The sequence below is a fragment of the uncultured Methanobrevibacter sp. genome (genome assembly GCF_947170395.1).
Classification (GTDB): Archaea; Methanobacteriota; Methanobacteria; order Methanobacteriales; family Methanobacteriaceae; genus Methanocatella.
In genome coordinates, this window is record NZ_CAMVTE010000022.1 from 1 (window position 1) to 26,515 (window position 26,515).

Consider the following 26,515-nt stretch of genomic DNA (forward strand, 5'->3'; position numbering starts at 1 on the left):
TTAGTTATAAGTTATAAATTATAGGATAGGGGTGAAGTTATTGTATTCAGTTAAATCAGTTAAAGAAATTCAAGATTTAAATCCGTTTATTGTTGTAGGATGCGGAGGAGGAGGTGAAAAGTTCTCCAATCTTGAGGGTATCGAAACAGTAGGTTTCATTGATGATGATGAAAGAAAGCAGGGAAAACAATTTTGCGGGAATACCGTTTCAGGCAGTTTGGAAAAGTGTCTGGAAGATGCTCCTGGTGCAAAATCCCTTGTAATAATGTTACCTATTGGTGCTGAAGGTTCTGCATTAAAATATGCCGTCCAGGCTATTGATGCTGGTTTAAATGTTATCACTTCTTTTAGATCTTTGTCCATTGATGAAAATCTGTCTTTAAAGAAATTTGCAGATTCTAGAAATGTTGTTATTAAGGAAATAGGTCCTAGATTGGATGTCGTTGAAAAAATCGCTGGAGTCGCCCCTGAAAAATCATGTGAAGTTTTACCAAAAATATCCTATAATCCAAAAGCTCCAGTCATTTTTGTTGGAGGCACATCCCAGGAATGTGGTAAAAGGACAACTACCAAAATGCTTGGAATAGCAAGCAGTAAACGTGGTCTTAATCCGGCTATCATATCCACTGATGAAATGGGTCTTGAAGAACCCACTGATTTTAATTTTAGAGCAGGAAGTTTATCTGCAATGGATGTTCCTGCAGCAGTACTGTCTGCAATCAAATATGTAGAAGAAACTAAAAAACCAGATATTATTTTTATTGAAGGTCAATCCAGTTTAACTGAAATGGGCAACCCTCACCCAAGAGGTTTATCTGCAGCAATTCTAATTGGTGCTGCTCCTGATGCAGTTATTGTTGGACACAGACCACATCATCCATACAGGGAACCTCGCGGTATTGAAGAGGAAATTAAGGCTATTGAAGCTGTTGAACCAACTAAAGTCGTTGGTTTGTCTGTTAACTTTAAAAATGCCAGCTTAGATTTATGTCCTGAATACTACGAATCCAAATTTAATTTGCCTGTTGAGGATGTTTACAATAATGGTGCTGATAAATTATTAGATGCAATTCTTGAATATTTAGAGGAGTAATTGAAATGAGTTTTATGGATGATTTAAAAAGAAGTTTAGGGTTTGAAGAAACTGAAAACAATGCTGGCAGCAATACAGAAAATGCTCTTTCCAACATATCTAAAATGTTTAATAACCTTGCAAAACCTTCAAACAACAATAACGTGCAACAGCAAAATACCAATCAACAATATAAACCTAGACCTAATCCTAGGCCAAGTCAAGCACCAAAACCGGCACCTGCTCCAGTTTATGATGATTACGATGATTTTGTTATAGTTCCTGAACAGTCATTTTATGAAATTGTTTTAATCAGGCCAAAAACAATCGATGATATTAATTACGTTGTCGATCAGGTCCTCGAAGAGAAAAATCCTGTGATTTTGGATTTGTCCTTTTTGGAAAAAGAAAGCGCCGCCAATTTCAAATTGGCTGGTGATAAAATTAAACAGATGAGGGCAAGATACGGTGTTCAGGCATTGTTGCTTGCAAGAACCGAAGATAAGGATTTAATCATTGTCTCTCCTAAAAAGGTTAAAGTTATCAATAAGGGATAAGTAGATTAATTTCTACTTACTTTTTTTAAGAAATTAACATATCTAATTAATACATACACTACAATTAAAATAGCTATTGCTATTTCTATTTTTAATATTGTGCTTAACAGCATATTGGATCCGAATTGGATTGATATCCCTTTTGTTGCAAGTGCGCTAATGACAAAAGGGAATGTAAATGCTGAAAAACTAGGATAAAAATCCAAATTTCTATATTCTATAAATTTTGATAGTGCAAAAATGTAGAATATGCATGCGAAGATATACAGGATTGTTATAAATTCATAGGAGATATTTTGAGCCGAGTTAAGATAGCCCACAATCAATATGCTTAAAAGTGCTGTAAAAATGCAGATTAATGGTTTATTGCCGTCAGAAATATCTGGGTATCTCAAATATCTAATGATTACCAATGGCAGTGTTATTGTCATGGCTAGGAACCCTATTATAAAGAAAATAAATCCGATTTCTTTTATGCCGTGTATGCCTGATGTAATCGCACCCATTGTAATTCCAACAAACACTATCCAGTAGCTTGGAAAGACATATGAAATATCAAAATTACGCACTATAAAATGATAGGTAAAGTAAATTATTAGTAGAATATGTAAGGTTATTCCAATAATCCATATGGTATATGCAATAGTCGGTTCAAATTGTATAACATATGTAGATAGAATCATCAAACTCATGGAAAATGTTCCGGAACTGCTGATGACTATTGGATTTCTGAAATCTTCTTTAATGTCATTTGGATATAAAATGATTTTTAAAATCATTAAAATTAAAAATATTGTTCCAATGCCTCCGAAAAGATACCTTAAAAAGGGATGAATGTCTTGCAGAAGATTGCCTAAAGACAACAGGGCAAGTATCAATCCGCAAATGGGTATTGGAATGTTTTTAATAAGATTCATATGTTATCGGTATCCGTAGGTTATTACATATCCGTTTTCATCAACAAGACGGTAATATCCGTCATCGTATCTGATTTCCTGACTTCCATCGCCCATGTCTCTGCGTGAAACTTCGTGTTCTCTAGGATTCCATCCGTCGCTTGTTACTTCACTTTCGTGATATGGGGTGTATCCTTTGTAATTTATGTCGTTTGTCGGACGATTTTCATCGATAGGGTTTGAAGAACTGCCTTGTGATGTGCCTGAAGCACTCACTGTATCTGTATAATTAAATTTTTTGCTGGCTGTTGCCGGCTTGTAATTATCATTTCCATTGAAAGTACAATTAATACTATATTCTCCATCGGATATGTCAGACAAAGTCAAGTTTCCGGTTCCATTATTGTCTGTAGTCACTGTGTATTCTTTTGTTTCATTTCCATTAGTTAGTTGTACATTGACTGTTGCATCAGAAATTGGTGTTTTATTCAAATCAATAAGTTTAATTTCAATCGTTTCGCCGTTGCTCATCGATTCGCCGCAACGAATGATTAGTTCACATTCGCTTTTGTTTAAATCTTGAAGAATTAATGCTCCAAGACATATTACAAGCAATGCAATAACTGCCAGTAATGCAATAATTATTATATGGTTTTTTTCCATGTTTTTACCTTCACCATATTAAATTTTGAAATATTTTTCTGCATTTTTGTGAGAAACTTTTTCAATGTCTTCCTTGGAATAATTTAACCTTTCCAGTTGACGAACGGTTTTTGGAACTGAAAGTGGGTCTGACGGTTTGTTGCTGATGTCACTGTTTAATAGGAATCTCTCAAATCCATATTCATCCAAAATGGATATTGCATCTTCTGCTTCCATTTTTTGAGGTTGGACTGTCAAACCCAACATGCAATCGGTTTTAATTGCTTCATCAATGACATTTGGGTTGATATGATCAATGACTGCTTGTTTTTCATCCAGATGTTGTGGTATAATATTAATAATTTCCTTCAGGACTTCTTTTTTGTTTTTTCTTGGAGTATGGATTATAACTTTTGATTTGGTTTCATCGGCAATGTCCAATTGCTGTTTAAAGATAGCTATTTCTCTTTCGGTTAAATCTTCAAGCCCAATTTCCCCAATAGCTACGATTTGATTATTCTCAATCCAACTGTATAAATTTTCGTATATTGTTTCTGGATTTTCTATAGTGTTTGCAGGATGTATTCCTAAAGCTACTTTCAAATCGAGCCCATATTCACTTGCTCTTTTGGTATCATATTCCAGAATTCTATTCAAATGATTTAAAAGTATGGTTTCGTTTTCAATTTTATATGGGTAGAAGCTGCAGGTTATTGCAGTATCTATTCCTGCAAGATACATTTTTTCAAAATCTTCACTACTTCTTGAATCAGCATGCATATGGGTATCAATCATTTAATCACGTCTGTAATAATTATCTAACTTCATTTTTGTATGTTTTATTTTAAAAAAATATCTGAAAAATTCTTTATTTTTATATTTTTGGGAAGTGTTGTTTGATGATTTTGTTCACTTTGATAGGTTTTATATTTTTTAGTAATAAAAATAACTCTGTAAGTAATACTACTTAGGTGGTCGAAAATGATTAAAAATGAAGAATATGTAAACAATGTAGATTCAATTTTTGATGACGTAAAATTTGCGTCAAATTCGTTTATACGACTGAAGATATTGGCAACCTTGTATGATAAGCCACAAAACATGAAGGAGTTGACAGAAACTACAAATCTGAGTTACAGTTCCATTTCAAGTAACATGCATGAAATGGAACTTAAAAATTTTGTATATAGGGAAAACAACAAATATTTCCTCACAAATTCTGCTAAAGTAAGGATTGCAGACGCAATGGAATTCAATGGAGTCATAAAATTGCTGAATGACTTTTTCAACATAATTGATAGTCATGTTGTTGACTTGATTCCTGTTGCATCTGTTTGTGAGCTACACTTACTTGGTAAGGCGAATTTGATGGAATCCAGTGGTGTTGACGCATATAGGACATACAATTTCATAGATAAATGTTTGGCTATGGCGGATCATGTGACATGCGTCCTGCCGTTTTATTATGAACCTTTCTTTAATAATCTGGATGAATTGGCATCCAAAAATAAGGAAGTTGAGTTGCTTGTCCCTGAAGGCATTTTTGAAAAGATTGAAGAGACAACCAAAATCAGGAATTTGGATTTCTTCACAGAAGAGGATGTTTTCTTATTGATTATCACAGATCAGGTAATGATTTTGGGATTGTTCATGGAAAATGGTTATTTTGACCAAAACAGGTTAATAACCTCTAAAAATGAGAATTCTATTCTTTGGGCTTATAATCTTTTTGAAAACTTTAAAAAAGAAGTAAATGAGTTGAAAACTCATTTATAGTATTTTTCTAAATATTCGTTTAAATCAGAAATAGCTATTCTTTCCTGAGCTTCACTGTCTCTGTCCCTTACGGTAACTTGATTGTCTTCAAGAGTATCGAAATCAACAGTTATAGCAAGAGGAATTCCTATTTCATCAGCTCTAGCATATCTTTTACCAATTGTTCCAACCGCATCATATTCAACTGTAAAACCAGCCATTCTTAAGTTTTCAGTTAATTCTTCTGCAATTTCACGAGGGCCTTCCTTGTTTACAAGTGGGAATATTCCAAGTTGTACTGGAGCTACTGATTTATCGAATTTGAAGTAATCCTTTTCTTCTGTTTCAGTAAATGAATGTAACAAAACAGAGTAAGTTATACGGTCAATACCGAAGGATGGTTCAATTACATGGGGAACAATATTTTCTCCAGTAATTTTTTCTTCAACTTCTTCAAATAGGAGTAAATCTTCAGTTACTTCATATGTTTTGTCCAATTCTATTGTAAATTTGCCTTCGCTTTCAATGGCTTTTTTGATATCTTCAACATCAGCCTCTTCAATGGCCTGTTTTACTTTAGGAGAGTCGCCTTTAAATATAGGTCCGAATTTGGATAAGTTAGGTTTTACAATATTCTTTTTGACAATTTTTGGTTCAGCATATTCAACAAACACGTTCAAATCATCGTTACTGTATTTTGAATGTGATGTTAAATCATAATCTCCCCTGTCTGCTATTCCGATAATTTCAACCCAGCCGTATTTGTCGGTATTTACTTCAACGTCCCAACAGTCGAGTGCATAGTGGGCCATTTCACCGGCTAAATGTTGTCTGAATCTTAACATGTCTTCAGGAATGCCTATTTCGGTTAAAAATTTACGTGCTAAATATAACTGATAGATTAACATTTCGTTGGCAACAATTCCTTTGTCAAGTGCTTCACGTGCTGTGATTTCCAGAGGTTCCAAATTATTTTCCTGAACTTCCTGTGAATTTAAGCGTAAGACTGCATCTTCAATCTGTGAAAATTTAGGATGGGTTTTGTTTTTAGGGTTTAAAAATATTTCTGCTTCTGCTTGTGTGAATTCCCTAAGTCTGATAACTCCCTGTCTTGGTGAAATTTCATTTCTGTATGCTTTTCCAAGTTGAACTGCACCAAATGGAAGTTTTCCTCTGAAAAATCTTTCTAATCTTTTAAATAAAATGAAAATTCCCTGTGCTGTTTCAGGTCTCATATAACCTACTTTATCTCCTTTGGCACCGATTTCAGTTTTAAACATCAGGTTGTAATTCCAGATGTTGGATAATTTGCCTCCGCATTCAGGACAGGTAATGTTATTGTCAATTACGATTTGGTCCAGCTCTTCATTTTCAAGGCTTTCCACATCTTCACCGATAACCTCTTCAATAATGTGGTCTGCTCTGAAAACCTCTCCGCATTGTTCACATTTACACATTGGGTCTGTAAAGTTATCGACATGTCCTGACGCTTTAAGAACTTCTTTCGGCATTACGGTTGGGCCTTCAATTTCATAAAATCCTTCACCGGATACGTATTGTTTTCTCCATTTTTGCATGATGTTATTTTTTAGACTTGCTCCGAGAGGTCCGTAGTCTGTAAAACCGGATACTCCAGAGTAAATTTCAAAAGAAGGCCATAAAAATCCTCTTTTTGCACTGATATTTGACATTTTATCATGATTCATAAATATTATCTCCAATTATTTTTCAAGTTCATAATCTAATTTAATTCTACTGCTTTCCGGGCTGGTCTGGCCCATATATTTGCTTTTTCTACTTGGGTGTCCGTAAGGTATTTCAGAAGGTGATGTCATTGTTTCAAAAACAATCTGACATACTCTTTGACCAGGATAAAGCGCTACAGGCATTGCGCCTATGTTGGATATTTCCAATGTGATTTTTCCTTCAAAACCAGGGTCAATGAATCCTGCTGTAACGTGCATTGTTACACCTAATCTCCCCATACTTGAACGGCCTTCCACTCTTGCAACCAAATCATCAGGTATTTTAACATACTCTAAAGTGGTGGCCAATGCAAATTCATTGGGGTGTATGATAAACGCTTCGCCTTTCTCAACAGTGGTCGATTCCATATATGAAGCTATTTCTTCTTCATCGTTGGGATCGATAAAAGGTTTTCTGATAACTTTAAATACTTTGAATTCATCTCCTAATCTCATATCAACAGAAGATGGCTGTATCTGTTTTTCATCTTGAAGAGGGTCAATGGATATCTTGCCTTCTTCCAAATATTCTTTTATATCTTTATCGCTTAAAATTGCCATTTTTTCACACAAGTAAATTAATAAGTATTATAAATCTTTGATTTCTATTAAATCATCCAGTCTATTGACTACATTGTCAATGGTTTCGCTGGTGTAGTCTATTGTAATTGCATCGAATTTGCATGCATTAACACAAAGGCCACAACCTCTGCAGATGTCATGATTGATAGTTATCTTATTGTCTTCAATATCAATCGCCTGGAACATACAAACGTCATCTAAACATTTTTTACATAGTTTACATTTGTCCTCATGAAGTTTAACGCTCACACCATCAAGCTTTTCCAGTTTGGAACTGATATCTCCATGTAAATTCGGATAAACTTTCCATAAACAGCAGCATGGACAGCAATGACATATTGTTAAAAGACCTTTTCCTGGTCTTACATTCATCCAAACGGTATCAATTTTATTTCTTCCGATAATGTGGCTTAATCCGGCAGCATCAGCTTTGTCAATATGGGCTAATGCCTCTTCAACAGTTGCCTTATGGCTTATGTTTTTAGAAATCTTTCGGGTGGTAGGACCTAGGAATATGCATCCGATGTCTTGAGGATAATCCTGACAGTTGTTGGATGTTCTGCAAAGACATGTGTCCATTATTACAATGTCGTCGCTTCGGCGAATCACATCTTTTATAACTTCAGTCGGCAGGAATTCAGAGCCTTCCGATTCTATTTTCTTGTTAATGTTGATTGTATTTGGAACAACAATGATTTCATCATCTTCAAAAAGCATTTTGTCAATAATTTTTTTATATGCCTTTGATTTTTTTGTTATTTCAGCAATCCAAAATCTCCAATTGAAGATATATTTTAGGATAAATGTGCTGATTTCCGCAAAGCTGATTTTTCTCATTGTTCACCTAATTTCATTTTCAATCGTCTTAATATACCTTTAAAGGTATGTGCTTCTCGTCCTGTAATGAATGCTCTTGAAATTATGTTGTTAAATGTTTTAATTCCATTTCGTTTCTTATGGTCCGGTATGTCTAAAGAATCAATCAATTCTTTCATATCCTTTACCAAATATTCCTTTTCCAATTCTGAACTTTCATCAAGTCCCTGCACGCCGTATTCATGCTTATTTTTGAATAATTCATAGAATATAATTGCAGCTGCATGTGAAATGTTCATTATCGGATAAGTTGGATCTGTTGGAATGGAAACACAAATGTCACACTCTTCAATTTCCTTATTTGTTAGTCCATTTCCTTCTCTTCCAAATAAAATAGCTATTTTATTTGAAACGTTCATTGATTTGCCAAGTTCTTCCGGTTTAAGGGGAATTCTTGACAGGTTGTAACTTCCTCCAGCCATTCCGGTTGAAGCAACTTTAAAATCGATTCTTTGTGACTGATAAAAATCGTTTAAAGTAGGGAATATCTTGGCATTCTCAACAATGTATTTTCCGTGAGTTGCCTGATAGTATGCCTCGTTGGTCAATGTTGGAGGGTTAATCAATACCAAATTTTTCAATCCGAAGTTCGCCATGGTTCTTGCAAGAAAACCAATATTTCCAGGAGTTTCACATTCAACAAAAACAATGTAGATATTTTCCTTAAAAAGGCTGATTTCTTTTTCTTCCTGTTCTCTTGTAAGTTTTGCTCTTGCAGTCCCTCTGGATTGCACTTTGGATTTTGCTTTTTTTGTCGAAGTTGATTTTTTCTCACTGTCACTTTCCTCTTTTTTTTCAGGTGAACTCATGGATGTAGTTTCAACTACTTGCTGTTCACTAACGGCAGTGTCTCCTATTTTAATCAACTCCTATTTTATTCATTCATAAGCTTTAGATAATAATTCAAGAATATGCATGGATTTAATGTCTTCACATCCTATCGCATTTAAACCGTCCTGCAAGTTCAACTCACAAAACGGACAGATCGTAATGACTGCATCAGCACCGGTGTCCTTAATCATTTTAGCTTTTGATTTGGACAATTCAAGTGCGATTTCAGGTTTTCCGGATTTAATTCCGCCACCTGCTCCGCAGCATTGACATGGATAAAGCATCTCTTTTAATGTAATGCCGGGGATTTTTTCAATGATGTCTCTTGGTGCATCCTTAATTCCCTGTCCTCTGCCCAAATGGCATGGGTCGTGATATGTAACAGTCATATCAACTTCTTTTAATTTGGTTTCGTCAAGTTTATCCACTAAAAACTCACTGATGTCCATTACATTTAATTTGGAACCAAATTCAGGGTGATTGTTTTTCAAAGTGGATCCGCAACCTGAACAGATTGTTATGATTGTATCATAATCTTTAAAGACTTCTTTATTTTTATCAACAAGCTCCTGGACGATGTCTGTCTGTCCGGTTCTTAAGAGTGGAGAACCACAGCAAACCTGACCTTCGGGAACATCAATGTCGATTCCATTTTCTTTTAATACGTCCACTAGCATTTGTCCAATTTCAGGGAATTTGTAATCCACCATACATCCGGTAAAGAATGCGATTTTTGAGCCAGTGTAATTTTCTGTCTGTTCGATAAATGAGGGGTCATCGGTTTTAACAGACCTTCCGGTTTTTAAAATGTTTTCTTTAAATGCGACATGCTCAGGAAGCGGTCCTGAACCGTTTTCAACGGCAATTGCTCTCATCTTTTCGATTGCATCACCAAATGTGTTGATGTTTTTAGGACATACTGCCAAACATTTGCCGCAACTTGTACATTTGTATAAACCTTCATCCAATGCTTCTTTCAATCTGTCGAAATTGTCTCTTGGGTCACTTTCGAATTTGCGCATATACCTCATCAGATAAGGTCCGCCAAATTCTTCTGTTGCTATATTTACGACAGGGCAAGTTGATAAACATGAATAACATTCGATACAGCTTCTAACTTTCTTGGTATCTGCTGAATCATCTTTTGTAATTGAGGTATCTATAGTATCGCAGTGGTGATCACATTGAAGGGACAATTCTAAATCTTTCACTTTTGCTTCGATACTTGATTTATCCACAATTAGGTCTTTAATGACTGGGAATTTAAGAGGTTCTATTATAGCTCCGTCCTTGATTTCTTTTTGACATGCGAGAGCCCCATTTCCTTTAAACAATATTCCGCATGAACCGCATTGGCCTGCTCTACAGGAACTTCTAAAACTGATGTCAGCATCATACTTTTCATTAATGGCCTGCAGTGCATCAAGAACTTTCATGTGAGGTGTTTTTTCTATTTCATAACACTCCAAATGGGGTTCTTTATCAGTTTCTCTGTTAAATCTTGAAACATAAACTTTAATCATCATTTCCCTCCAATATTGTAAACAGCATATAAAATATTATAATATAATATTTGTATCATAACAAATATATTATACTTACTATCATTGAATGATTTTTCATGTTTTTGTTAGACTTTGTAAAAAAAAGTTTTAAACCTATTGAAAAATGAAAAAAATTAAAAAATAAAAAAAGGAGAAGAATTTATTCTATAAGAAATTCTTCTATAATACCTTCACCGGTAGCGGAAATAAATACTGTGGCGTTATCGGTAGCGTAGTGGAAAGAGTGTGTGTCACTATTGTACATACCTTCGATACCTTTTATGGTTTTATTTTCATAACCTGGTTCTTCATTTAGTTTCACACCTGTAATGTCTCCTCCAAATACGTTCACGTTGAAAATAATTTTATTTTTCCCATCACTATATTCTCTAACATATGTTGTACCGGTTGAACTTTCTTTTTCTTTTGCCTGGGAAGTATCTTCTGTATATCCGTCAGGAATATTGAATTTTTCACTTCCAATGGTTACTTCTGCTGCAGATACTACTCCTAGGAATGTAACTGCAACTAATAGTATTACTAATACTCCGATTAGTTTTCCATGTCTCATTTTTTTTCACCTTTTAATTTTTGTTAATTTTTGGAGTTGCGTTGATGGAATACTTGATTTCCATTCTCATCAAGTATATCAAATTCAACTTCCAAAATTCTTTTATCTGAACGATAATCAATAATGATCAGTTTGCCATCATCATCTTCAGAAACGTTGTTCATTTTATTTGTTGATTCTCCAATCACGTTTCCGGATTCATCATAATATTTTGCATTTATCGTATAATCGTCAAAGTTATCGGGTTCTGTGTATAATTTAGCCCAAATCTTACAGTGAGTACTATTTAAACGCTGTTTGGTTGTAGTCATTTCTAATGTATTTTTAGGAGCTTTCTTATCCAAGTGTGTTCCCTCATTGTCTTTGACAATCATGTAATCATCACCAACGATGTCAAAAAAGTGTGTTGAGACAATATATGCCCCAATAGCCAAAACGAAAATGACAACTAAAGCAATGATAATTATTTTAAAATTTTTACTTATTCTATAATTTTGATTTGAATTTCCTGAAGTGCTTTTAGCGGGTTTTGTATCAGGTTTAACTTCAGGAGTTTCTTCTCTTTTTTCAATACTTTCATAGTTACTTGTAATTTTTGGATTATCAATTTTTTTGTCCACTAAATTTCCAGCATCCACAACCAGATTTTTGAAATAATTTTCAGGGTTAGGATATGCATCCAACCAATGAACATCAGATAAATGTTGCGGTTTGAATGAGTCGTCTATCCTAAATGATAATATTGGAATGCTTTCAGACAATGCCAAATCAGTTTCTGTTTCGACATATTTGGATTTAACACTGTCTTTTGAAGAAATCAGTACAACACATTTTGAATTTTTAATTGATTCTGTAATTCGCCGTACCGTATCATTAACAGTATAATCCCGTTTCTTAAACCAGCATTTGATCTCATTTTCTTCAAGTACATGACAAACGGCTTCAGCAATCTTTTCATCTTCATCATTGTAACATAAATAAACATCATTTTTCTTATCAGACATCTCAGCAGTTTTATTTAACAATTTTTGAGTATCTTCCAATAAGACATCATAATATTCATCAGTATTTGGAAATGCTTCAATTGCAGGTTTGTCTTTTAGGTAAAATTGAAGTTTTCCTTCAAGTTTGGAATCATCTATATTAAAAATGATTATTTCTACATTTGAAGAAAAAGCAATGTCCACTTCAGTTGTTACAAACATTGATTTTACAGCATCATTTGAACAGACTAAAACCATGCATTTTGAGTCTCTGATTGCATTTGAAATGGTCTTGACACTGTCTTTTTCGCTGTCATAATCTCTTTTTTTAAACCAGCACTTTATGCTGTTGTTTTCAAAAAGGTTTTTGATATGCTCAGCGACACCTTCATCTTCAGGCGTATAACAAATAAATACATCATTTGTCATTATAAATCACCATATTCGTTCATTATTGAATTAAATAAGTCGTCATCATCACTTACGCTGTTCATAATGGTTTTTCTAAATGAATAATCTTTTCGTATTACTAAAACAAAGATTATTGCTATAACCCAAAGTATAATAATTGCATTTTGAGATGCTGCCAGTTCATTTAAGTGGAAAATGCCTCTGCTTCCAATGAAATAATAAAAAATCCATAATCCCAATGGAACAATTGAAATTATTCCTTGAATGGTTATTTTTTTCATTTTTGCAGAAAGTCCCATATATATTAGTCCAATTGAATATAATGGAGTAAACATGAAAATTAATGATTTCCATTCATTTTTGGCGGAAATCTGATTGAATTCACCATTTTTAGCTTTTTCCATTACATTTTCATCAATTTTTGGATTTATTTTTTCAATTCCAATTAATTTTGATGCATCACTGACCAATGTTTTAAAAACTTTTTCAGGATGAGGGAATGCTTCCAGCCAATGATTGACTTTCAAAAAGTATTCCAAATCATCATGAGGCATTGATTCATCAATCTTGAAAGAGAGTATAGGTTTGTTATTTGAAAAGGCAATATTTATCTCATTGTTTACAAACTGTGAGCCTTGAGAATTGGTTGAAAATACAAGAACCACTATTTTTGTTGAAGTAATGGCATCCATTATCTCATCAGCATAAGCTTTACCGGCTGTAATGTTTCTTGGTGCAATCCAACATCTGATGTTGTTTTCCTCCAATGTGTGGCAAATTGCATCGGCAGTAATCTTGTCTTTACTGGAATAACTGATAAAAACATCGTGAGCCATATTAATTACCTCCTCCAGTTGAGCTTAAAATAAAACTGATCATATAATCAATGTTTCCACCATTTACTTCAATAATTTCAGGATTGCCTTCAATATCAGCATAACTTCCGCCGAGTGAATCTGTAGGTACAATAACTCCATAATTCAGGTCTTTTTTCGCAATAAATGAATGTGTACTATTATATTTCATTTTCATAACGCCTGAATGATCTTTAGCAATATTTTCTTCATAATCGGATGCATCCAATGTTGTCTTTTTAAGTTCAATATTATGGGCTTTATGGTTACTGGTGACTGTTAATGTGGTATCAGTAACGCTACATTCGGAATCGTCTTGAATAAAAAAGGTATGGCCTTCCCAAGTAACTTTATCTTTGTGACTTGAAGATTCAAATGATACCGTACTCATTGCAACCGTTATAAAAACAACAATTAATGAAACAATTATGAGTATGTTTATTATCAAATTTTTATCTAAATTTTTCAACTGCAATTTAAACACCAATTATTCAGTATTTAATTTTAAAATATACTATTAGTTTGTTTATGTAAACATATATAGTTTTGCTAATTTTAATCAAAATTGTTTTTTAACTATATTTTGGTTTAGTTTTTTGGTTATACATCATATTTTGTTCATTTTAGCATTTCATAATTGATATGATGTATAAATATTTCTTTTTTCACAAAACTAATGGTGATTTTTTGATTAGATTTTCATTGTTTGTTTATTGATACATTTTTTAAATGATTTTTTTTCAAATGGATATATCTAAACTATTGTTATTTATGAATATAGTTGAAAAAATGGATGATTATAATAATACTTTAAATATTTTATTTTACAATAGTTAATATTGTATTAATGATTATTTTGAGGAAAATATAATGAATTTAAAAGAATTAGTTACAGGAGTTGCAGGTGAAAAACAATTTTTGCTTGGTAACGAAGCGGCTGTAAGGGGAGTTATAGAAGCAGGCGTTTCTATTGCAGCTACTTATCCCGGAACTCCTTCATCAGAAATTGGAAATGTACTTTCAGTATTGGCAAAAGATGCCAATATTTACTTTGAATTTTCTACTAATGAAAAAGTCGCAATGGAGGTTGCAGCTACTGCAGCGGCTTCAGGACTTAGATCATTTACTTTTATGAAGCATGTAGGTATGAATGTAGCTAGTGATTCATTTATGACAACTGCATATTCAGGTGTCAATGGAGGAATGGTAATATTGTCAGCCGACGACCCATCCCTTTTTTCATCACAAAATGAACAGGACACCCGTAATTATGCAAGATTGGCTAACGTACCTGTTTTAGAGCCTTCAAACTGTCAAGAAGTAAAGGACATGGTTAAATATGCATTTGATTTGTCTGAACAATTTAATTTGCCCGTAATTGTCAGGACAACCACACGTGTATCCCACATGAGGGGTGTTGTCGAATTTGGAGATGTCATGGACAACTCATCAAATAACGACAACCACTGGAAGAGAGGTCACTTCAAAAAGGACCCTTCAAAATATGTTCCAGTTCCGGCATTTGCAGGAGATATGCATGTGAGGTTATGGGATAAGATTCACAAAATTGAAGATTTAACCAACAAAAGCGAGTTAAACTCAAAAATCACATTCGCTGATGATAAAAAGTACGGTTTAATCGCTTCAAGCAGTGCATATAACTATGCTCATGACGTTGTCAAATTCAATGATTTGGATGTTGATATCCTTAAATTAGGATTTTCATATCCTTTCCCACAGGATTTGGTTGCTGAATTTTTAAGCGATTTGGATGAGGTTTTCATTGTTGAGGAAGTTGATCCGATTATAGAAAAGGATGTTTTGGCAACAATAGGAGCTAAAAACCTTGGTGTTGCAGTGCATGGTAAACTGGATGGAACATTCCCTCTTTTCCATGAATTCAACTCAGATGTTGTTGGTGAAGGCCTAAACAAAATATTAAACTTCATGGAAACTGAAACTACCAATTATTCCTCAAGTTTGGAAAAACTGGAGGGTGATATCCCTAACAGGGCTCCGGTTTTATGTGCAGGATGTCCACACAGGGCAATGTATTACGGAATAAACAAGGCAGTTGAGGAGCTTGGCCTAAAACTTGATGATGTCGTATTTGCATCAGATATCGGATGTTACACATTAGGTATAAATCCACCTTACAACTGTGCAGATTACTTGCTGTCAATGGGTTCAAGTGTTGGTGACGGCTGTGGATTTTCAGTTTCAACAGACCAGAAGGTAGCCAGTTTCATAGGAGATTCCACATTCTTCCACAGCGGTATTTCACCATTAATAAACGCAGTTCACAACAAGCATAATTTTGTCCTGACTGTTTTGGACAATAGGATTACTGCAATGACAGGTGGTCAACCTAATCCTGGAATTCCAGTTGATGGAATGGGGGATGAGGCTCCTGAAGTGTCAATCCGTAAATTGGCTTTGGCCTGCGGATGTGATTATGTGCGTGTAATAAATCCGTTCAATTTGGAACAGGTTATAAAAACTTATAAGGAAGCGTTTGAACGTGAAGATACTGCAGTAATTATTTCAAAAGCACCATGTACATTGATTAAAGGTTTAACTAAAAAACCTCCGGTCAGTTTCATAGAAAGTAATTGTAACAATTGTGACAAGTGCGTAAGTGAACTTGCATGTCCTGCAATTTCAAAAATAAACGGAAAAATTACCATTGATAAGTCACAATGTGATGGATGTAACGTGTGTATTCAAGTTTGTAAGTATGGTGCGCTTGAGGCAGGTAGGTGAGAAAATGGATAATCATTATTGTATTTATATTTGTGGCGTAGGAGGTCAGGGAATTATTAAAACTTCCACAATCATCGGTGAAGCTGCAATGAATCAGGGTTTGGATGTGGTCATGAGTGAAATCCATGGTATGTCCCAAAGAGGAGGATCTGTTTCTACAGAGTTAAAAATTGGAGGCTACAACTCTTCAATTATACCGAATAATGGAGCAGACATGTTGCTTGCTTTTGAACCGATTGAAACAATCAGGGGTCTTGATAAGGTAAACTCAGAAACTAAAATAGTCTACAATACTCAGCCGATTGTTCCGTCATCTTCCGACAAGCCATATCCAAGTGTTGACGGCATCACTAAAACATTAAAGGAAAACTTCAAGCATGTTCTTCCAATTGAAGGAACTAAACTCGCAATTGAAGCTGGAAGCGTTTTAGCGTTAAATATGGTTCTTTTAGGTGCTGTTACTGCTGATGATAAGTTTCCATTAACCAAAGAATCAGTAATTGATGCAATGAAAAATAATTTAAAACCTAAATTCCATGACATGAATTTAAAGGCTATTGAAAGTGGGTATAATTCAATCAAAGGTTAAATTATAAATAGTATTTTCAATATACTTAATACTAGATAATGAGTTGTGGTTATTATGGCTTACAAAATTGATAATGCTATTGTAAAAAAGGATATTGCAGGTAATTTAACATTAATTGATCCGGATAATGTTTTTGAAGATGAGGATGCGTTCATTGCTGTAAAAAGTGATGATTTAATCACTATTCAACTTTTAATAAATGGAATTTTAAATAATGATTTTAAAAGTTGGAGGGAATTGGGCGTAATTCCTGAAACTGACCCATTAAAAAGTATCTTTGTACGTTTAGGTTATTCAAAAGAAGATATAGCTAATTTACTAAAAGAATTATAGCTATTTTCTTTACTATTTTTTTTTCAAATTTTTTTCAATTGCTTTCAGTACTATTATTGCCTTCATTGTGTAATATTGCTTTGTTGCTGTAAAATTTACTTAGGAAAACCATTTTATTTAAGTTATAATCATTTAATTTTAATATAAAGATTATTATGCTCTGTTTTTAAAAATTAAAAATAAGAATGGATTGTAGAAAAGATTTCGCTCTTTTCTATAAACCTTTAATATCGTTTTCATCTAAAATTTTAACATTGCTGTTGGATAATGCTTCGATAGCTTTTTCCATGTTTTCTAATCTCATAACTACAATAGCTTCATCAGTTTTGCTACTTACAAATGCATATAAGTATTCCAAATTGATTCCTTTTTCGTCAAATACTGCTAATGTGGAATTTAATCCATTAGGTTCATCTGGAACTGCTAAAATAATTACTTCATTTTCTTTAACGATAAATCCATCTCTTTCAAGTGCTTCAATCGCTTTTTCATTATCCGAAACGATTAATCTTAAAATCCCATATTTTGTTGTGTCGGCTATTGAAAGTGCACGAATGTTAATATTTTCTTTTGCTAATGTGTCAATAGCTTTTTTAATTCTTCCTTCTTTGTTTTCCACAAAAATTGAAACTTGTTTCACTGCCATTTTATCACCTATCCTAAGTTCCTTTCATCAATTACACGAACAGCTTTACCTTCACTTCTTGGAAGTGATTCCGGTTCACAAATGGTTACATCAACTCTTAGTCCTGTTTCTGATCTGATGGATGCCTGAATCTGTTTTTCGACCTTTTCCATTTCTTTCATTTCGTCGGAGAACAATTCTTTTGAAGCTTCAACTTTCACTTCAACCTGGTCCAAAATATCAGGTCTTGTCACATGAATCATGTAGTTAGGACTAACTCCATTAATTTTAAGCAATGCTTTTTCGATTTGGGATGGGAACACCATAACCCCTTTGATTTTAATCATGTCATCGCTTCTTCCGGTGATTCTTGTCATTCTGACTGTTGTTCTTCCGCACTCACATTTCTCACAGATGAGTGATGTTAAATCTTTTGTTCTAAATCTTAAAATAGGCATTCCGGTTTTTGTAAGAGATGTTAGGACAAGTTCTCCTTTCTCACCGTAATCCAGTGTCTCACCGGTGTCTGAATTGATGATTTCTGGATAGAAATGATCATCCTGGATGTGCATTCCGTTTTGCTGGTCGCATTCCTGTGCAACACCAGGACCCATAACTTCGGTTAGTCCGTAAATGTTGTGTGTTTTTATTCCAAGGGATGATTCTATTCTTTTCCTCATTTCATCAGTCCACATTTCAGCTCCATGAATTCCTACTTTCAAATTGAGTTCATCTAAGCTGATTCCTGCCTTTTCTCTTGACTCTCCAAGATACATTGCATATGATGGTGTACAGGTCAATATGTCGGTTTGAAAATCAATCATTGTTGAAAGCTGTCTTTGGGTGTTTCCGGCTGAAATCGGTATTGTGATAGCACCCATTTTGTTTCCACCATGGTGAATTCCAAAACCGCCTGTAAATAATCCGTATCCGTAAGCATTTTGAATTATATATTCTTTTTCAGCTCCGGCCATTTTTAGTCCACGTGCAATGCATTCTCCCCAAATGTCCAAGTCATTTTGGGTATATGCAGTAACGGTTGGTTTTCCGGTTGTTCCTGAAGATGCATGTACTTCTACAATTTCTTCACGTGGAACTGCAAGTAATCCTAATGGGTATGCTTCTCTTAAATCAGTTTTTGTTGTAAATGGAATTTTTTCGATATCTTTTAATGTTTTAATATCTTCTGGTTTAAGACCTGCTTCATCAAATCTTTTTTTATAAAATTCAACGTTTTCATAGGCTAGTTTAACAGTTTTTTGCAGCCTTTCAAGTTGAATCTTTTCTTTTTCCTCTTTATCCATACATTCGGCTTTTTCATTCCAAAACATAGTATCCCTATTTTAATGATTTTTCTTTCAATGTTTAATTATGATGTTTCTTTCATATAAAGTTTATAATAATGTTTAATTTTTCAGCAGAGATTTTGTTTTGTTGTCTATATTCCGAATGCAATATTGCTCTAAACTCGTTATTTTATAAATTAAAAGCAATATTTACTTTATTTTTTTAATAAACTATTTATAATCCTTTTTTTATAAATTTAACTGGTGATTAATATGGATTCAAAGATTAATCGTGGAAGAATGGAATTTAGCGATGAAAATTATGAAAAGGCATTGCTGTATTTTGATGCAGTTGATGAAAGCGATGAGGATTATGACTTTGTTTTGATTTTTAAGATTACATGTCTGATGGAACTTGAAAGGTATGACAAGGCATTGTTTCTAATTGATTCTCTTTTGGGGGAGGAACCTGATAATGAACTTCTGATGTATGAAAAAATCAGATGTCATATTGCATTGTCCGAAAAGGTTGAAGCCTTGGATACATTAAAGAAATTTGAAAAAATCATGGCAAGTGATGATAAGAGGATGATGCTGGATGCTGCTAGATTTTATAAGATATTGGGTGATTTTAAAAATGCTTTAAGGTTTTGCAATATGGCTCTTGAGGTTGATGAAAACTTTGAAGATGCACTGTATGAAAAATCCCTGATTGGATTGTCCTTAAACAATGATGATATTATCAATAATTGTGCAGATAAACTTCTGTTAATAACTGGTGGTGATAAATACAGGATTCTGCCGGTATTTTACTTGAAATTGTATTCCGGGAAATTCAGGGACTGTGTTGAAATTGTTGATGAGTTGGGAAGTGAGATTAAGGATGAAACACGTATCATGATTCAATCGGTTATTTATAGTCAGTTGTGTGAAAGTTTGGGTGTCAATATTCATCTCGTTGATGGTGAGGATATTGGCATTGGTGATGCTATTGAACTGTTGCTTGATTATAAGGAAAATGGAACTGATCATGGCATTGTCAATGATATTGGTTTTATAATAATGTGAATGTACAAAAAAGTACATTAATGTACATTAGTAGTAATGTTTATATAATGTCTCTATTAAAATAATTAATGTAAATATTATTTAGTTAATATTTTAGAGGTAATTATTTATGGACGTTATGATTTTAGCAATTGTATTTATAATCTACATATTTGCTCTTGTTTTTGTAGGTTATTATGCATACAAAAAAACTAATTCCTCTGAAGATTTTATGATAGCCGGTAAGGATACACACCCATTTATCATGGCGATGAGTTATGGTGCTACTTTTATTTCGACAGCCGCTATTGTAGGTTTTGGAGGAGTGGCAAGTGAATATGGGATGAGTGTTTTATGGTTAGCATTTTTAAACATTATCATTGGTGTATTCATAGCATTTGTATTTTTAGGAAAAAGAACTCGTAGAATGGGTCATTCATTGGGCTCATTAACATTTCCGGAGTTTTTAGGAAAACGTTTTGACAGTAAATTCATTCAATATGCTTCCGGATTAATTATTTTCTGTGCAATGCCGATTTATGCTGCGGTAGTATTGATTGGAGCTGCAAGATTTTTAGAATCTTCACTATTAATTGATTTCAGTATTGCACTATTAATCTTATCAATAATTATTACATTTTATGTACTGTTCGGTGGAATCCGTGGTGTAATGTATACAGATGCCCTTCAGGGAACCATCATGGTTGTTGCAATGGTATTCCTGCTTGTATTTGTATATTGGTTGCTTGGAGGAGTGGATACTGCAAACACTGCTCTGACTAACATGGTTAACCTTTATCCTGCAGATGCCCTGGCAACGGGCGGTACGGGCTGGACATCGTTTCCGGAGTTTGGAACTCCATTCTGGTGGTCCTTAGTTTCATCCACTCTTATTGGTGTAGGTATTGGTGTACTTGCTCAACCGTCATTGATTGTAAGGTTCATGACTGTTAAATCAGACAAAGAATTAAACAGGTCTGTTTTAATTGGAGGTATTTTCATTGCAATCATGCCAACAACCGCATACATCGTAGGATCACTTTCAAATGTATATTTCCTTGATAAAGTGGGAAAGATTGCAGTTGATGTCGTTGGAGGAAACATCGACAAGGTTATTCCAACATTCATTACAATGGCCCTGCCTGAATGGTTTGTATATATTTTCCTGCTTTCTTTAATCGCAGCTGCAATGTCAACAATATCTTCACAATTGCACACTCAGGGAACCGCTTTTGGTGTGGATATTTATGCAACTTTAAGAGACAAATCCAAACAAAAACTTGATCAGGTTTCAATTTCAAGAGTAGGTATTTTGATAGCTATTATTTTAGCATTGGTTATGGCATATTCACTTCCTGGAAGTGTGGTTGCGCTTGGAACAAGCTTGTTCTTTGAAATTTGTGCAGCAGCGTTCCTTCCTGTATTTTTAGGAGCACTTTACTGGAAAGGAATTACAAGACTCGGAGCCATTGCAGGAATAGTATCCGGAACATTTGTAAGTCTGTTCTGGTTGATGTTTGTATTCAAAAAGACTGCAGTTGGACTCGGAATCTGTAAATTCATTTTAGGTGTAGAAACAATCTTGCCTGCAGCGCCATGGCCATTTATTGATGTAATGCTGATAGCTGTACCTGTTTCAGCAATATTTACAATTGTTGTAAGTTTGCTTACAAAACCTCCAGCTCAGGATGTTGTAGATAAGGCATTCGAACAAATTGATGCAAGGAGTGATGCATAATGACAGTTTTGGGAATTGCTGATCCCTGGATTTGGGGAGTATATCTCGGAATAATATTATCCACACTTTTATGTGTCGGTTATGGTATTATAAATTGGAATAAAGGAGATTAATCCTTTTTCTATATGAAGGAACTTTTTCCTTCTTTATTTTTTTTTTGATTCGGACTTATTTTTTAACAGTTATTTTATATATGGATAATGATAATTATATCCTATGAAAAGTTTATTCGACAATTTTGGAAGAATTGGAAAAAACGATCCCGAATTTCATGAAATTTTCAGAAATTTTGCATTCGGAGAAGTTTTTGAATATTCCACATTAAGTGAAAAAGACAGTATTTTAGTGATTCTGGCATGTTTGATTGCTGCCCAGTCTCCAAAAGCTTTTAAAAAAATATTGATGAGTGCATTGGATAAGGGTGTCACTCCCATTGAAATAAAGGAAGTGCTGTATCAGTCAGTTCCATATGTGGGTTTTGCAAGGGCGCACAATTTCTTTGGAGTAGTCATAAAAGTATTTGACAAAAAGGGCATTGAATTGCCTCTTGAAGGACAGTCAAATACCAATCCTGAAAACAGGCATGAAAAAGGTCGTGAAATACAGGAAAGTTATTTTGGGGCTGAAAATATTGAAAACATGAGAAATTCCACTCCTCAAGACCAGCAGCATTTTAATAGGTTTTTAGAAGGTTTCTGCTTTGGGGATTTCTACACAAGAAATGGTCTTGATGATCAGCAGAGAGAATTGATAACATTCACTTTCATAGCAACAATCGGGGGCTGTGAAAATCAGTTGAGGGGCCATACCCAAGGAAATCTGGCAGTGGGCAATTCCAAAGAAAAGCTGATTTCTGTTTTAACAGTAATTTTGCCTTATATAGGTTTTCCAAGAACTCTTAATGCTTTGGCAATTATAAATGAAATTTGTAAATAGGGATAGTATGATATATAAATGTACAATTTGTGGCCATATACACAATGAAGAAGCGACAGGCGTCTTATTAACTGAACTGGATGCTTGTCCTATCTGTAAACAGGATATTTCAAAGTTTGTTGAAGTTGAAAACTCAAAATCAACGGAAAACATTGAGATAAAGAATGCACAATTGGCCTATGATAAGAATTATGCAAAATCAGACAAGGACATCAGGGCAATGGATGCAATTCATCAAATGGCAATGACTGGTGAATCAATAGTCTCTGCAATGTATACTGAACTTCCAATGCCTAATTGGGATGATATTCTTCTTTTGGGATGTCAATTAAATCCCCAACCTTTGGAAAGTGACGTTGAAGTGAATGCCCGTACTGTCATAGGTAGAAATGCCAAAAAGCCATTGGTCATTGAAAGTCCGATATATATAACTCATATGTCTTTTGGAGCCCTTTCAAGAGAAACAAAGATTGCACTTGCCAAGGGCAGTGCTGCCATTAAAACAGCTCAATGCAGTGGTGAAGGTGGAATTTTAGCTGAAGAGATGGAAAATGCATATAAATATATCTTTGAATATGTTCCAAACAGATACTCTGTCAATGAGGAGAATCTTAAAAATGCAGATGCCATAGAGATTAAAATTGGTCAGTCAACCAAACCAGGTCTTGGAGGTCAGCTTCAGGGTGAAAAGGTAACTTCTGAAATTGCCGAAGTTAGAGGCAAACCTTTAGGTGAGGATATTCACTCCCCAGCCACAATTCCCGGTATTACAACCAAAGATGATTTAAAGGAATTGGTGGATGAGTTAAGGCAACGTTCACAAGGCAGGCCGATTGGTTTGAAATTTGCTGCCGGAAGGATTGAAGATGATTTGGAATATGTGCTGTATGCCGGGCCTGATTTCATAACCATTGATGGCAGGGGCGGATCTACCGGTGCAAGCCCACAGTTGATAAGGGATTCCACATCAGTTCCAACAATCTATGCTCTTTCAAGAGCCCGCAGGTTTCTCGATGAGCATGGAAGTGATATTGACTTAACAATCACAGGCGGATTGAGAGTATCATCAGACTTTGCAAAGGCTTTGGCTATGGGTGCCAATGCTATTGCAATCGGTACTGGAGCCATGATTGCAGCTGCCTGTCAGCAGTATAAAATTTGTGATACTGGTGATTGCCCTGTAGGTGTTGCAACTCAGGATAGTGAGCTTAGAAAAAGATTAAAAATAGATGTTTCTGCAAAACGTGTTGAAAACTATTTGAAAGTATCAACAGAAGAGTTAAAAACATTCGCCAGAATTACTGGTCACAATGATGTTCATGATTTAAATATTGATGATTTGTGCACCATTAACTCTGAAATATCTGATTATACGGATATAAAGCATGTATGATTTGAATATTATTCATATTCAAATTTATATGTTATTTCAACTTCTAATTGGTTTCTGATTTCGGCGGTTGCATTATCAATGTAGAAAACGCCGAGTTCCAATCCCATTTCTTTAAAAATTTTTCCAACTTCAGGCAATTCATCAAATGCTCTTTGGACAATTTTATCATTTTTAACAATTTTTGCTGTTCCGTAATATCTTAAGAATTTGTCCCCGTCATATGCGGCAATTTCCACTTTTGGATTTTCCTGAATTTGCTTGAAAACATCTTTAAATGTTCCGGATGTAAAATAAATTTTATCTCCATCTAAATAATGATAACCGAATGGTCTGCATTTTGGTTGATCTCCTTTTGTAGTTGCCAAATAAAAGACTTCAGCTCTTTCTAAAAAATCATCAACAATTTTAATATCTGACATAAATCTCTCCTTACTTTATTTTCTTATGTAGGGGTTAATAAATCTTTTCTTTTTGTTTTAAATCTAACGAACATATTTGATTTTTTGATAATATTTTATCATGTTTTTTTAAAAAACTGGTGTAATTTTAAAAATACAAAAATAGTGTGGTAGCATGGTAGTAAAGTTAGTTAATCTTTGTAAAAAATGAATCGTTATGAAAATATTTATATATCAAGTGTTATAATAAATATAATTACTAATCATAATAATTCAATTGTAATTTAAGATGGGAAATGAGTTGATAATAAGATATTATGAAATGAATATGTAAGTATTCCTTAATTAATATTTTAAATTATTGTAAATTTTTTATATGGTGTTTTGCATCGATATAAATGTTGTTTACAATATGCAACAATGTTATTGTGCTAATTGATGTGTATAAGATTATCTTCGTGTCTTTTTCTAATCTTTGATTATTGTATTTAATGTCTGATTTGTACTTTGTTTAATCTATTAATGAGGAGGAAAACTATGAAATCCATGAAAAAGTTGTTAGTTGTTGCAATTATTGCTATGGTAGTAATTGTTTGTGCAAGTTCAGTAGTTAGTGCTGGTTTCTTCGACTTTTTGAGCGGAACTGATAATAGTCTAAATGGTCAAGAAGTTAATTTAGCTGCTGCTGCTAGTTTAAAAAATGTTTATGATGAAAAATTAATTCCTATGTTTGAAGAAAAATACCCTGGTGTAAAAGTTACTCCAACATACGCTTCAAGTGGGGATTTACAATCTCAAATTGAAAACGGTTTAGGTGCAGATGTATTCATGTCTGCTTCTAATAAACAGATGGACAAGTTAACTGAAGAAGGTTACATTGATAATAATACTAATCTTCAGTTCTTAGAAAATAAAGTTGTTTTAATCGTACCTGCTGACTCAAATTCAACCATTTCTTCATTCGAAGATTTAGCAAATGTTAGCGGCAACATTGCTATTGGTGACCCTGAATCTGTACCTGCAGGACAGTACGCTAAAGAAGCATTAACCAACCTTGGTATTTGGGATGCTGTTGAATCCAAATTATCATTAGGTACTGATGTAACTGCAGTATTAAACCAAGTAGCTCAAGGATCAGCTGAATGTGGTATTGTTTACTCCACTGATGCAAAATCCACTAATGACGTTAAAGTAATTTGTGAAGCTCCTGAAGGTTCTTTAAATACTTCCGTTATTTATCCTGTAGCTATTCTTAAAAATTCAAACAACACTGATGCTGCAACTAACTTTATGGACTTCTTACAAACCAAAGAAGCTAAAGATGTATTTACAGAATACGGATTTACTATTCATGAATAAATTTTAATATCATATAATAGTTAATAATATTAAAGGTGATATTGACATGATGGATTGGTCCCCTATTTTCATCTCAATGAAAACTGCAAGTTTATCAATTTTAATAACTTTTTTTGTTGGGTTGGTTGTTGCTTGGGGTATTGTTAAGATTAAAAATGATACAATAAAAATAGTACTGGACGGTATTTTCACATTGCCGATTGTACTGCCTCCAACTGTAGTGGGGTTCTTTTTATTGTACATTTTTGGTGTTAGAGGACCAATAGGAAAGTTTTTCATTGACTTTTTTACTGTGAAAATTGCATTTTCATGGTCTGCGACCGTTATTGCTGCGGTCGTCATGTCTTTTCCTTTAATGTATCGTTCTGCAAGGGGCGCATTTGAACAAATTGATTCCAATTTATTGGATGCAGGTCGTACATTAGGTATGTCCGAATGGAAAATTTTCTGGAAAATTTTATTTGCAAATGCATTGCCTGGAATTATTAGTGGTGGAATTCTTGCATATGCTCGTGGTTTAGGCGAATTTGGTGCTACAGCCATGCTTGCGGGTAACATTGCAGGTCAAACCAGAACTCTCCCTATGGCTGTTTACTCTGAAGTGGCGGCAGGTAATATGGGAGATGCTTTTAATTATGTAATAGTCATTGTTATCATATCATTTATAGCTATTTTTATTATGGATTACGTTTCCATACGTAAGGAAAAGCAATGGAGATAATTTACTGT

Annotated in this window: 28 protein-coding genes; 13 read left to right on the forward strand and 15 right to left on the reverse strand. The window is 34.1% G+C overall.

Annotated features, from left to right (window positions below; all coding sequences use genetic code 11):
• The first annotated feature begins 40 nt into the window (after positions 1 to 40).
• Positions 41 to 1,093, forward strand: a complete 1,053-nt coding sequence (locus Q0W04_RS07110; protein WP_298501437.1) for a DUF1611 domain-containing protein — start codon at positions 41 to 43, stop codon at positions 1,091 to 1,093.
• 5 nt (positions 1,094 to 1,098) lie between these two features.
• A complete protein-coding gene (locus tag Q0W04_RS07115) occupies positions 1,099 to 1,629 on the forward strand; it encodes a cell division protein SepF (protein WP_298501438.1) in 531 nt (176 codons plus the stop codon).
• A gap of 5 nt (positions 1,630 to 1,634) precedes the next feature.
• On the opposite strand, the gene Q0W04_RS07120 is transcribed toward Q0W04_RS07115, so the two are convergent.
• The 3 genes from Q0W04_RS07120 to Q0W04_RS07130 are packed head-to-tail and all read right to left on the reverse strand — an operon-like array spanning position 1,635 to position 3,962.
• Complete coding sequence (locus tag Q0W04_RS07120) at positions 1,635 to 2,546, reverse strand: TDT family transporter (RefSeq protein ID WP_298501439.1); 912 nt, start codon at positions 2,544 to 2,546, stop codon at positions 1,635 to 1,637.
• Between the two features lie 3 nt (positions 2,547 to 2,549).
• The gene (locus Q0W04_RS07125; protein WP_298501440.1) at positions 2,550 to 3,188 is read right to left on the reverse strand and encodes an Ig-like domain-containing protein; all 639 of its coding nucleotides are present in this window, start codon (positions 3,186 to 3,188) and stop codon (positions 2,550 to 2,552) included.
• 18 nt (positions 3,189 to 3,206) lie between these two features.
• Positions 3,207 to 3,962, reverse strand: a complete 756-nt coding sequence (locus Q0W04_RS07130; RefSeq protein WP_298501441.1) for a TatD family hydrolase — start codon at positions 3,960 to 3,962, stop codon at positions 3,207 to 3,209.
• A gap of 186 nt (positions 3,963 to 4,148) precedes the next feature.
• Between Q0W04_RS07130 and Q0W04_RS07135 the strand changes: the two genes are divergently transcribed.
• Positions 4,149 to 4,943 carry a winged helix-turn-helix domain-containing protein gene (locus Q0W04_RS07135; protein WP_298501442.1) on the forward strand — a complete coding sequence of 265 codons (795 nt, stop codon included), beginning with the start codon at positions 4,149 to 4,151 and terminating at the stop codon, positions 4,941 to 4,943.
• Here the strand turns inward: Q0W04_RS07135 and glyS are convergent.
• The 9 genes from glyS to Q0W04_RS07180 all read right to left on the reverse strand — a co-directional run bounded on the left by glyS (position 4,934) and on the right by Q0W04_RS07180 (position 13,710).
• Entirely contained in the window at positions 4,934 to 6,628 is a 1,695-nt protein-coding gene (gene glyS / locus Q0W04_RS07140; RefSeq protein WP_298501443.1) for a glycine--tRNA ligase, read from the reverse strand. The genes Q0W04_RS07135 and glyS overlap by 10 nt on opposite strands.
• A 15-nt stretch (positions 6,629 to 6,643) precedes the next feature.
• Positions 6,644 to 7,228, reverse strand: a complete 585-nt coding sequence (gene dcd, locus Q0W04_RS07145; RefSeq protein ID WP_298501444.1) for a dCTP deaminase — start codon at positions 7,226 to 7,228, stop codon at positions 6,644 to 6,646.
• Between the two features lie 27 nt (positions 7,229 to 7,255).
• Positions 7,256 to 8,086, reverse strand: coding sequence for a DUF362 domain-containing protein (locus tag Q0W04_RS07150; protein ID WP_298501445.1), 831 nt, complete (start codon positions 8,084 to 8,086; stop codon positions 7,256 to 7,258).
• Positions 8,083 to 8,991 carry a TrmJ/YjtD family RNA methyltransferase gene (locus tag Q0W04_RS07155; RefSeq protein WP_298501446.1) on the reverse strand — a complete coding sequence of 303 codons (909 nt, stop codon included), beginning with the start codon at positions 8,989 to 8,991 and terminating at the stop codon, positions 8,083 to 8,085. The genes Q0W04_RS07150 and Q0W04_RS07155 overlap by 4 nt, the downstream gene beginning before the upstream one ends.
• Positions 8,992 to 9,003: 12 nt before the next feature.
• The gene (gene tfrB / locus Q0W04_RS07160; RefSeq protein WP_298501447.1) at positions 9,004 to 10,479 is read right to left on the reverse strand and encodes a fumarate reductase (CoM/CoB) subunit TfrB; all 1,476 of its coding nucleotides are present in this window, start codon (positions 10,477 to 10,479) and stop codon (positions 9,004 to 9,006) included.
• A 181-nt stretch (positions 10,480 to 10,660) separates the two neighbouring features.
• A complete protein-coding gene (locus Q0W04_RS07165; RefSeq protein ID WP_298501448.1) occupies positions 10,661 to 11,071 on the reverse strand; it encodes a hypothetical protein in 411 nt (136 codons plus the stop codon).
• A gap of 23 nt (positions 11,072 to 11,094) precedes the next feature.
• Positions 11,095 to 12,483 carry a toll/interleukin-1 receptor domain-containing protein gene (locus Q0W04_RS07170; protein WP_298501449.1) on the reverse strand — a complete coding sequence of 463 codons (1,389 nt, stop codon included), beginning with the start codon at positions 12,481 to 12,483 and terminating at the stop codon, positions 11,095 to 11,097.
• Complete coding sequence (locus Q0W04_RS07175) at positions 12,483 to 13,301, reverse strand: toll/interleukin-1 receptor domain-containing protein (RefSeq protein ID WP_298501450.1); 819 nt, start codon at positions 13,299 to 13,301, stop codon at positions 12,483 to 12,485. Before Q0W04_RS07175 ends, Q0W04_RS07170 begins: the two co-directional genes overlap by 1 nt.
• Position 13,302: 1 nt before the next feature.
• Positions 13,303 to 13,710: a hypothetical protein gene (locus Q0W04_RS07180; protein WP_298501451.1), complete on the reverse strand. Its 408-nt coding sequence runs from the start codon at positions 13,708 to 13,710 to the stop codon at positions 13,303 to 13,305.
• A 479-nt stretch (positions 13,711 to 14,189) separates the two neighbouring features.
• On the opposite strand from Q0W04_RS07180, the gene iorA reads away from it, so the two are divergent.
• Genes iorA through Q0W04_RS07195 form a run of 3 tightly spaced genes read left to right on the forward strand, consistent with a single transcriptional unit; the run spans position 14,190 to position 17,004 of the window.
• The gene (gene iorA / locus Q0W04_RS07185; protein ID WP_298501452.1) at positions 14,190 to 16,082 is read left to right on the forward strand and encodes an indolepyruvate ferredoxin oxidoreductase subunit alpha; all 1,893 of its coding nucleotides are present in this window, start codon (positions 14,190 to 14,192) and stop codon (positions 16,080 to 16,082) included.
• A gap of 4 nt (positions 16,083 to 16,086) precedes the next feature.
• Positions 16,087 to 16,671: an indolepyruvate oxidoreductase subunit beta gene (locus Q0W04_RS07190; RefSeq protein ID WP_298501453.1), complete on the forward strand. Its 585-nt coding sequence runs from the start codon at positions 16,087 to 16,089 to the stop codon at positions 16,669 to 16,671.
• Positions 16,672 to 16,725: 54 nt separating this feature from the next.
• A complete protein-coding gene (locus tag Q0W04_RS07195; RefSeq protein WP_298501454.1) occupies positions 16,726 to 17,004 on the forward strand; it encodes a hypothetical protein in 279 nt (92 codons plus the stop codon).
• 214 nt (positions 17,005 to 17,218) lie between these two features.
• Here Q0W04_RS07195 and Q0W04_RS07200 read toward each other — a convergent pair whose 3' ends face one another.
• Positions 17,219 to 17,650: an amino acid-binding protein gene (locus tag Q0W04_RS07200; protein WP_298501455.1), complete on the reverse strand. Its 432-nt coding sequence runs from the start codon at positions 17,648 to 17,650 to the stop codon at positions 17,219 to 17,221.
• Positions 17,651 to 17,658: 8 nt separating this feature from the next.
• Positions 17,659 to 18,960 carry a phenylacetate--CoA ligase family protein gene (locus tag Q0W04_RS07205; protein WP_298501456.1) on the reverse strand — a complete coding sequence of 434 codons (1,302 nt, stop codon included), beginning with the start codon at positions 18,958 to 18,960 and terminating at the stop codon, positions 17,659 to 17,661.
• A 228-nt stretch (positions 18,961 to 19,188) separates the two neighbouring features.
• On the opposite strand from Q0W04_RS07205, the gene Q0W04_RS07210 reads away from it, so the two are divergent.
• The 5 genes from Q0W04_RS07210 to Q0W04_RS07225 all read left to right on the forward strand — a co-directional run bounded on the left by Q0W04_RS07210 (position 19,189) and on the right by Q0W04_RS07225 (position 24,029).
• Entirely contained in the window at positions 19,189 to 19,983 is a 795-nt protein-coding gene (locus tag Q0W04_RS07210) for a tetratricopeptide repeat protein (protein WP_298501457.1), read from the forward strand.
• Between the two features lie 109 nt (positions 19,984 to 20,092).
• The gene (locus Q0W04_RS07215; protein ID WP_298501458.1) at positions 20,093 to 21,700 is read left to right on the forward strand and encodes a sodium:solute symporter; all 1,608 of its coding nucleotides are present in this window, start codon (positions 20,093 to 20,095) and stop codon (positions 21,698 to 21,700) included.
• Positions 21,700 to 21,813, forward strand: a complete 114-nt coding sequence (locus Q0W04_RS10585; protein WP_366938639.1) for a symporter small accessory protein — start codon at positions 21,700 to 21,702, stop codon at positions 21,811 to 21,813. The genes Q0W04_RS07215 and Q0W04_RS10585 overlap by 1 nt, the downstream gene beginning before the upstream one ends.
• 103 nt (positions 21,814 to 21,916) lie before the next feature.
• Positions 21,917 to 22,636: a carboxymuconolactone decarboxylase family protein gene (locus tag Q0W04_RS07220; protein WP_298501459.1), complete on the forward strand. Its 720-nt coding sequence runs from the start codon at positions 21,917 to 21,919 to the stop codon at positions 22,634 to 22,636.
• Positions 22,637 to 22,643: 7 nt separating this feature from the next.
• Complete coding sequence (locus tag Q0W04_RS07225) at positions 22,644 to 24,029, forward strand: glutamate synthase-related protein (protein WP_298501460.1); 1,386 nt, start codon at positions 22,644 to 22,646, stop codon at positions 24,027 to 24,029.
• An 8-nt stretch (positions 24,030 to 24,037) separates the two neighbouring features.
• Here the strand turns inward: Q0W04_RS07225 and Q0W04_RS07230 are convergent, their stop codons facing one another.
• Positions 24,038 to 24,448, reverse strand: coding sequence for a pyridoxamine 5'-phosphate oxidase family protein (locus tag Q0W04_RS07230; protein WP_298501461.1), 411 nt, complete (start codon positions 24,446 to 24,448; stop codon positions 24,038 to 24,040).
• 516 nt (positions 24,449 to 24,964) lie between these two features.
• On the opposite strand from Q0W04_RS07230, the gene modA reads away from it, so the two are divergent.
• Both modA and modB read left to right on the forward strand, forming a co-directional pair.
• Positions 24,965 to 25,786 (forward strand): molybdate ABC transporter substrate-binding protein, encoded by an 822-nt coding sequence (gene modA, locus Q0W04_RS07235; RefSeq protein WP_298501462.1) that lies wholly within the window; start codon positions 24,965 to 24,967, stop codon positions 25,784 to 25,786.
• A gap of 46 nt (positions 25,787 to 25,832) precedes the next feature.
• Entirely contained in the window at positions 25,833 to 26,507 is a 675-nt protein-coding gene (modB, locus tag Q0W04_RS07240) for a molybdate ABC transporter permease subunit (RefSeq protein WP_298501463.1), read from the forward strand.
• Positions 26,508 to 26,515: the final 8 nt, after the last annotated feature.

Bases quoted from the DNA above. Each gene is read 5' to 3' on its own strand.
- Q0W04_RS07115 (WP_298501438.1), top strand. From the start codon at position 1,099: ATGAGTTTTATGGATGATTTAAAAAGAAGTTTAGGGTTTGAAGAAACT.
- Q0W04_RS07120 (WP_298501439.1), bottom strand. From the start codon at position 2,546: ATGAATCTTATTAAAAACATTCCAATACCCATTTGCGGATTGATACTT.
- Q0W04_RS07125 (WP_298501440.1), bottom strand. From the start codon at position 3,188: ATGGAAAAAAACCATATAATAATTATTGCATTACTGGCAGTTATTGCA.
- Q0W04_RS07130 (WP_298501441.1), bottom strand. From the start codon at position 3,962: ATGATTGATACCCATATGCATGCTGATTCAAGAAGTAGTGAAGATTTT.
- Q0W04_RS07135 (WP_298501442.1), top strand. From the start codon at position 4,149: ATGATTAAAAATGAAGAATATGTAAACAATGTAGATTCAATTTTTGAT.
- glyS (WP_298501443.1), bottom strand. From the start codon at position 6,628: ATGAATCATGATAAAATGTCAAATATCAGTGCAAAAAGAGGATTTTTA.
- dcd (WP_298501444.1), bottom strand. From the start codon at position 7,228: ATGGCAATTTTAAGCGATAAAGATATAAAAGAATATTTGGAAGAAGGC.
- Q0W04_RS07150 (WP_298501445.1), bottom strand. From the start codon at position 8,086: ATGAGAAAAATCAGCTTTGCGGAAATCAGCACATTTATCCTAAAATAT.
- tfrB (WP_298501447.1), bottom strand. From the start codon at position 10,479: ATGATTAAAGTTTATGTTTCAAGATTTAACAGAGAAACTGATAAAGAA.
- Q0W04_RS07165 (WP_298501448.1), bottom strand. From the start codon at position 11,071: ATGAGACATGGAAAACTAATCGGAGTATTAGTAATACTATTAGTTGCA.
- Q0W04_RS07170 (WP_298501449.1), bottom strand. From the start codon at position 12,483: ATGACAAATGATGTATTTATTTGTTATACGCCTGAAGATGAAGGTGTC.
- Q0W04_RS07175 (WP_298501450.1), bottom strand. From the start codon at position 13,301: ATGGCTCACGATGTTTTTATCAGTTATTCCAGTAAAGACAAGATTACT.
- Q0W04_RS07180 (WP_298501451.1), bottom strand. From the start codon at position 13,710: ATGAGTACGGTATCATTTGAATCTTCAAGTCACAAAGATAAAGTTACT.
- iorA (WP_298501452.1), top strand. From the start codon at position 14,190: ATGAATTTAAAAGAATTAGTTACAGGAGTTGCAGGTGAAAAACAATTT.
- Q0W04_RS07190 (WP_298501453.1), top strand. From the start codon at position 16,087: ATGGATAATCATTATTGTATTTATATTTGTGGCGTAGGAGGTCAGGGA.
- Q0W04_RS07195 (WP_298501454.1), top strand. From the start codon at position 16,726: ATGGCTTACAAAATTGATAATGCTATTGTAAAAAAGGATATTGCAGGT.
- Q0W04_RS07200 (WP_298501455.1), bottom strand. From the start codon at position 17,650: ATGGCAGTGAAACAAGTTTCAATTTTTGTGGAAAACAAAGAAGGAAGA.
- Q0W04_RS07205 (WP_298501456.1), bottom strand. From the start codon at position 18,960: ATGTTTTGGAATGAAAAAGCCGAATGTATGGATAAAGAGGAAAAAGAA.
- Q0W04_RS07210 (WP_298501457.1), top strand. From the start codon at position 19,189: ATGGATTCAAAGATTAATCGTGGAAGAATGGAATTTAGCGATGAAAAT.
- Q0W04_RS07215 (WP_298501458.1), top strand. From the start codon at position 20,093: ATGGACGTTATGATTTTAGCAATTGTATTTATAATCTACATATTTGCT.
- Q0W04_RS10585 (WP_366938639.1), top strand. From the start codon at position 21,700: ATGACAGTTTTGGGAATTGCTGATCCCTGGATTTGGGGAGTATATCTC.
- Q0W04_RS07220 (WP_298501459.1), top strand. From the start codon at position 21,917: ATGAAAAGTTTATTCGACAATTTTGGAAGAATTGGAAAAAACGATCCC.
- Q0W04_RS07225 (WP_298501460.1), top strand. From the start codon at position 22,644: ATGATATATAAATGTACAATTTGTGGCCATATACACAATGAAGAAGCG.
- Q0W04_RS07230 (WP_298501461.1), bottom strand. From the start codon at position 24,448: ATGTCAGATATTAAAATTGTTGATGATTTTTTAGAAAGAGCTGAAGTC.
- modA (WP_298501462.1), top strand. From the start codon at position 24,965: ATGAAATCCATGAAAAAGTTGTTAGTTGTTGCAATTATTGCTATGGTA.
- modB (WP_298501463.1), top strand. From the start codon at position 25,833: ATGATGGATTGGTCCCCTATTTTCATCTCAATGAAAACTGCAAGTTTA.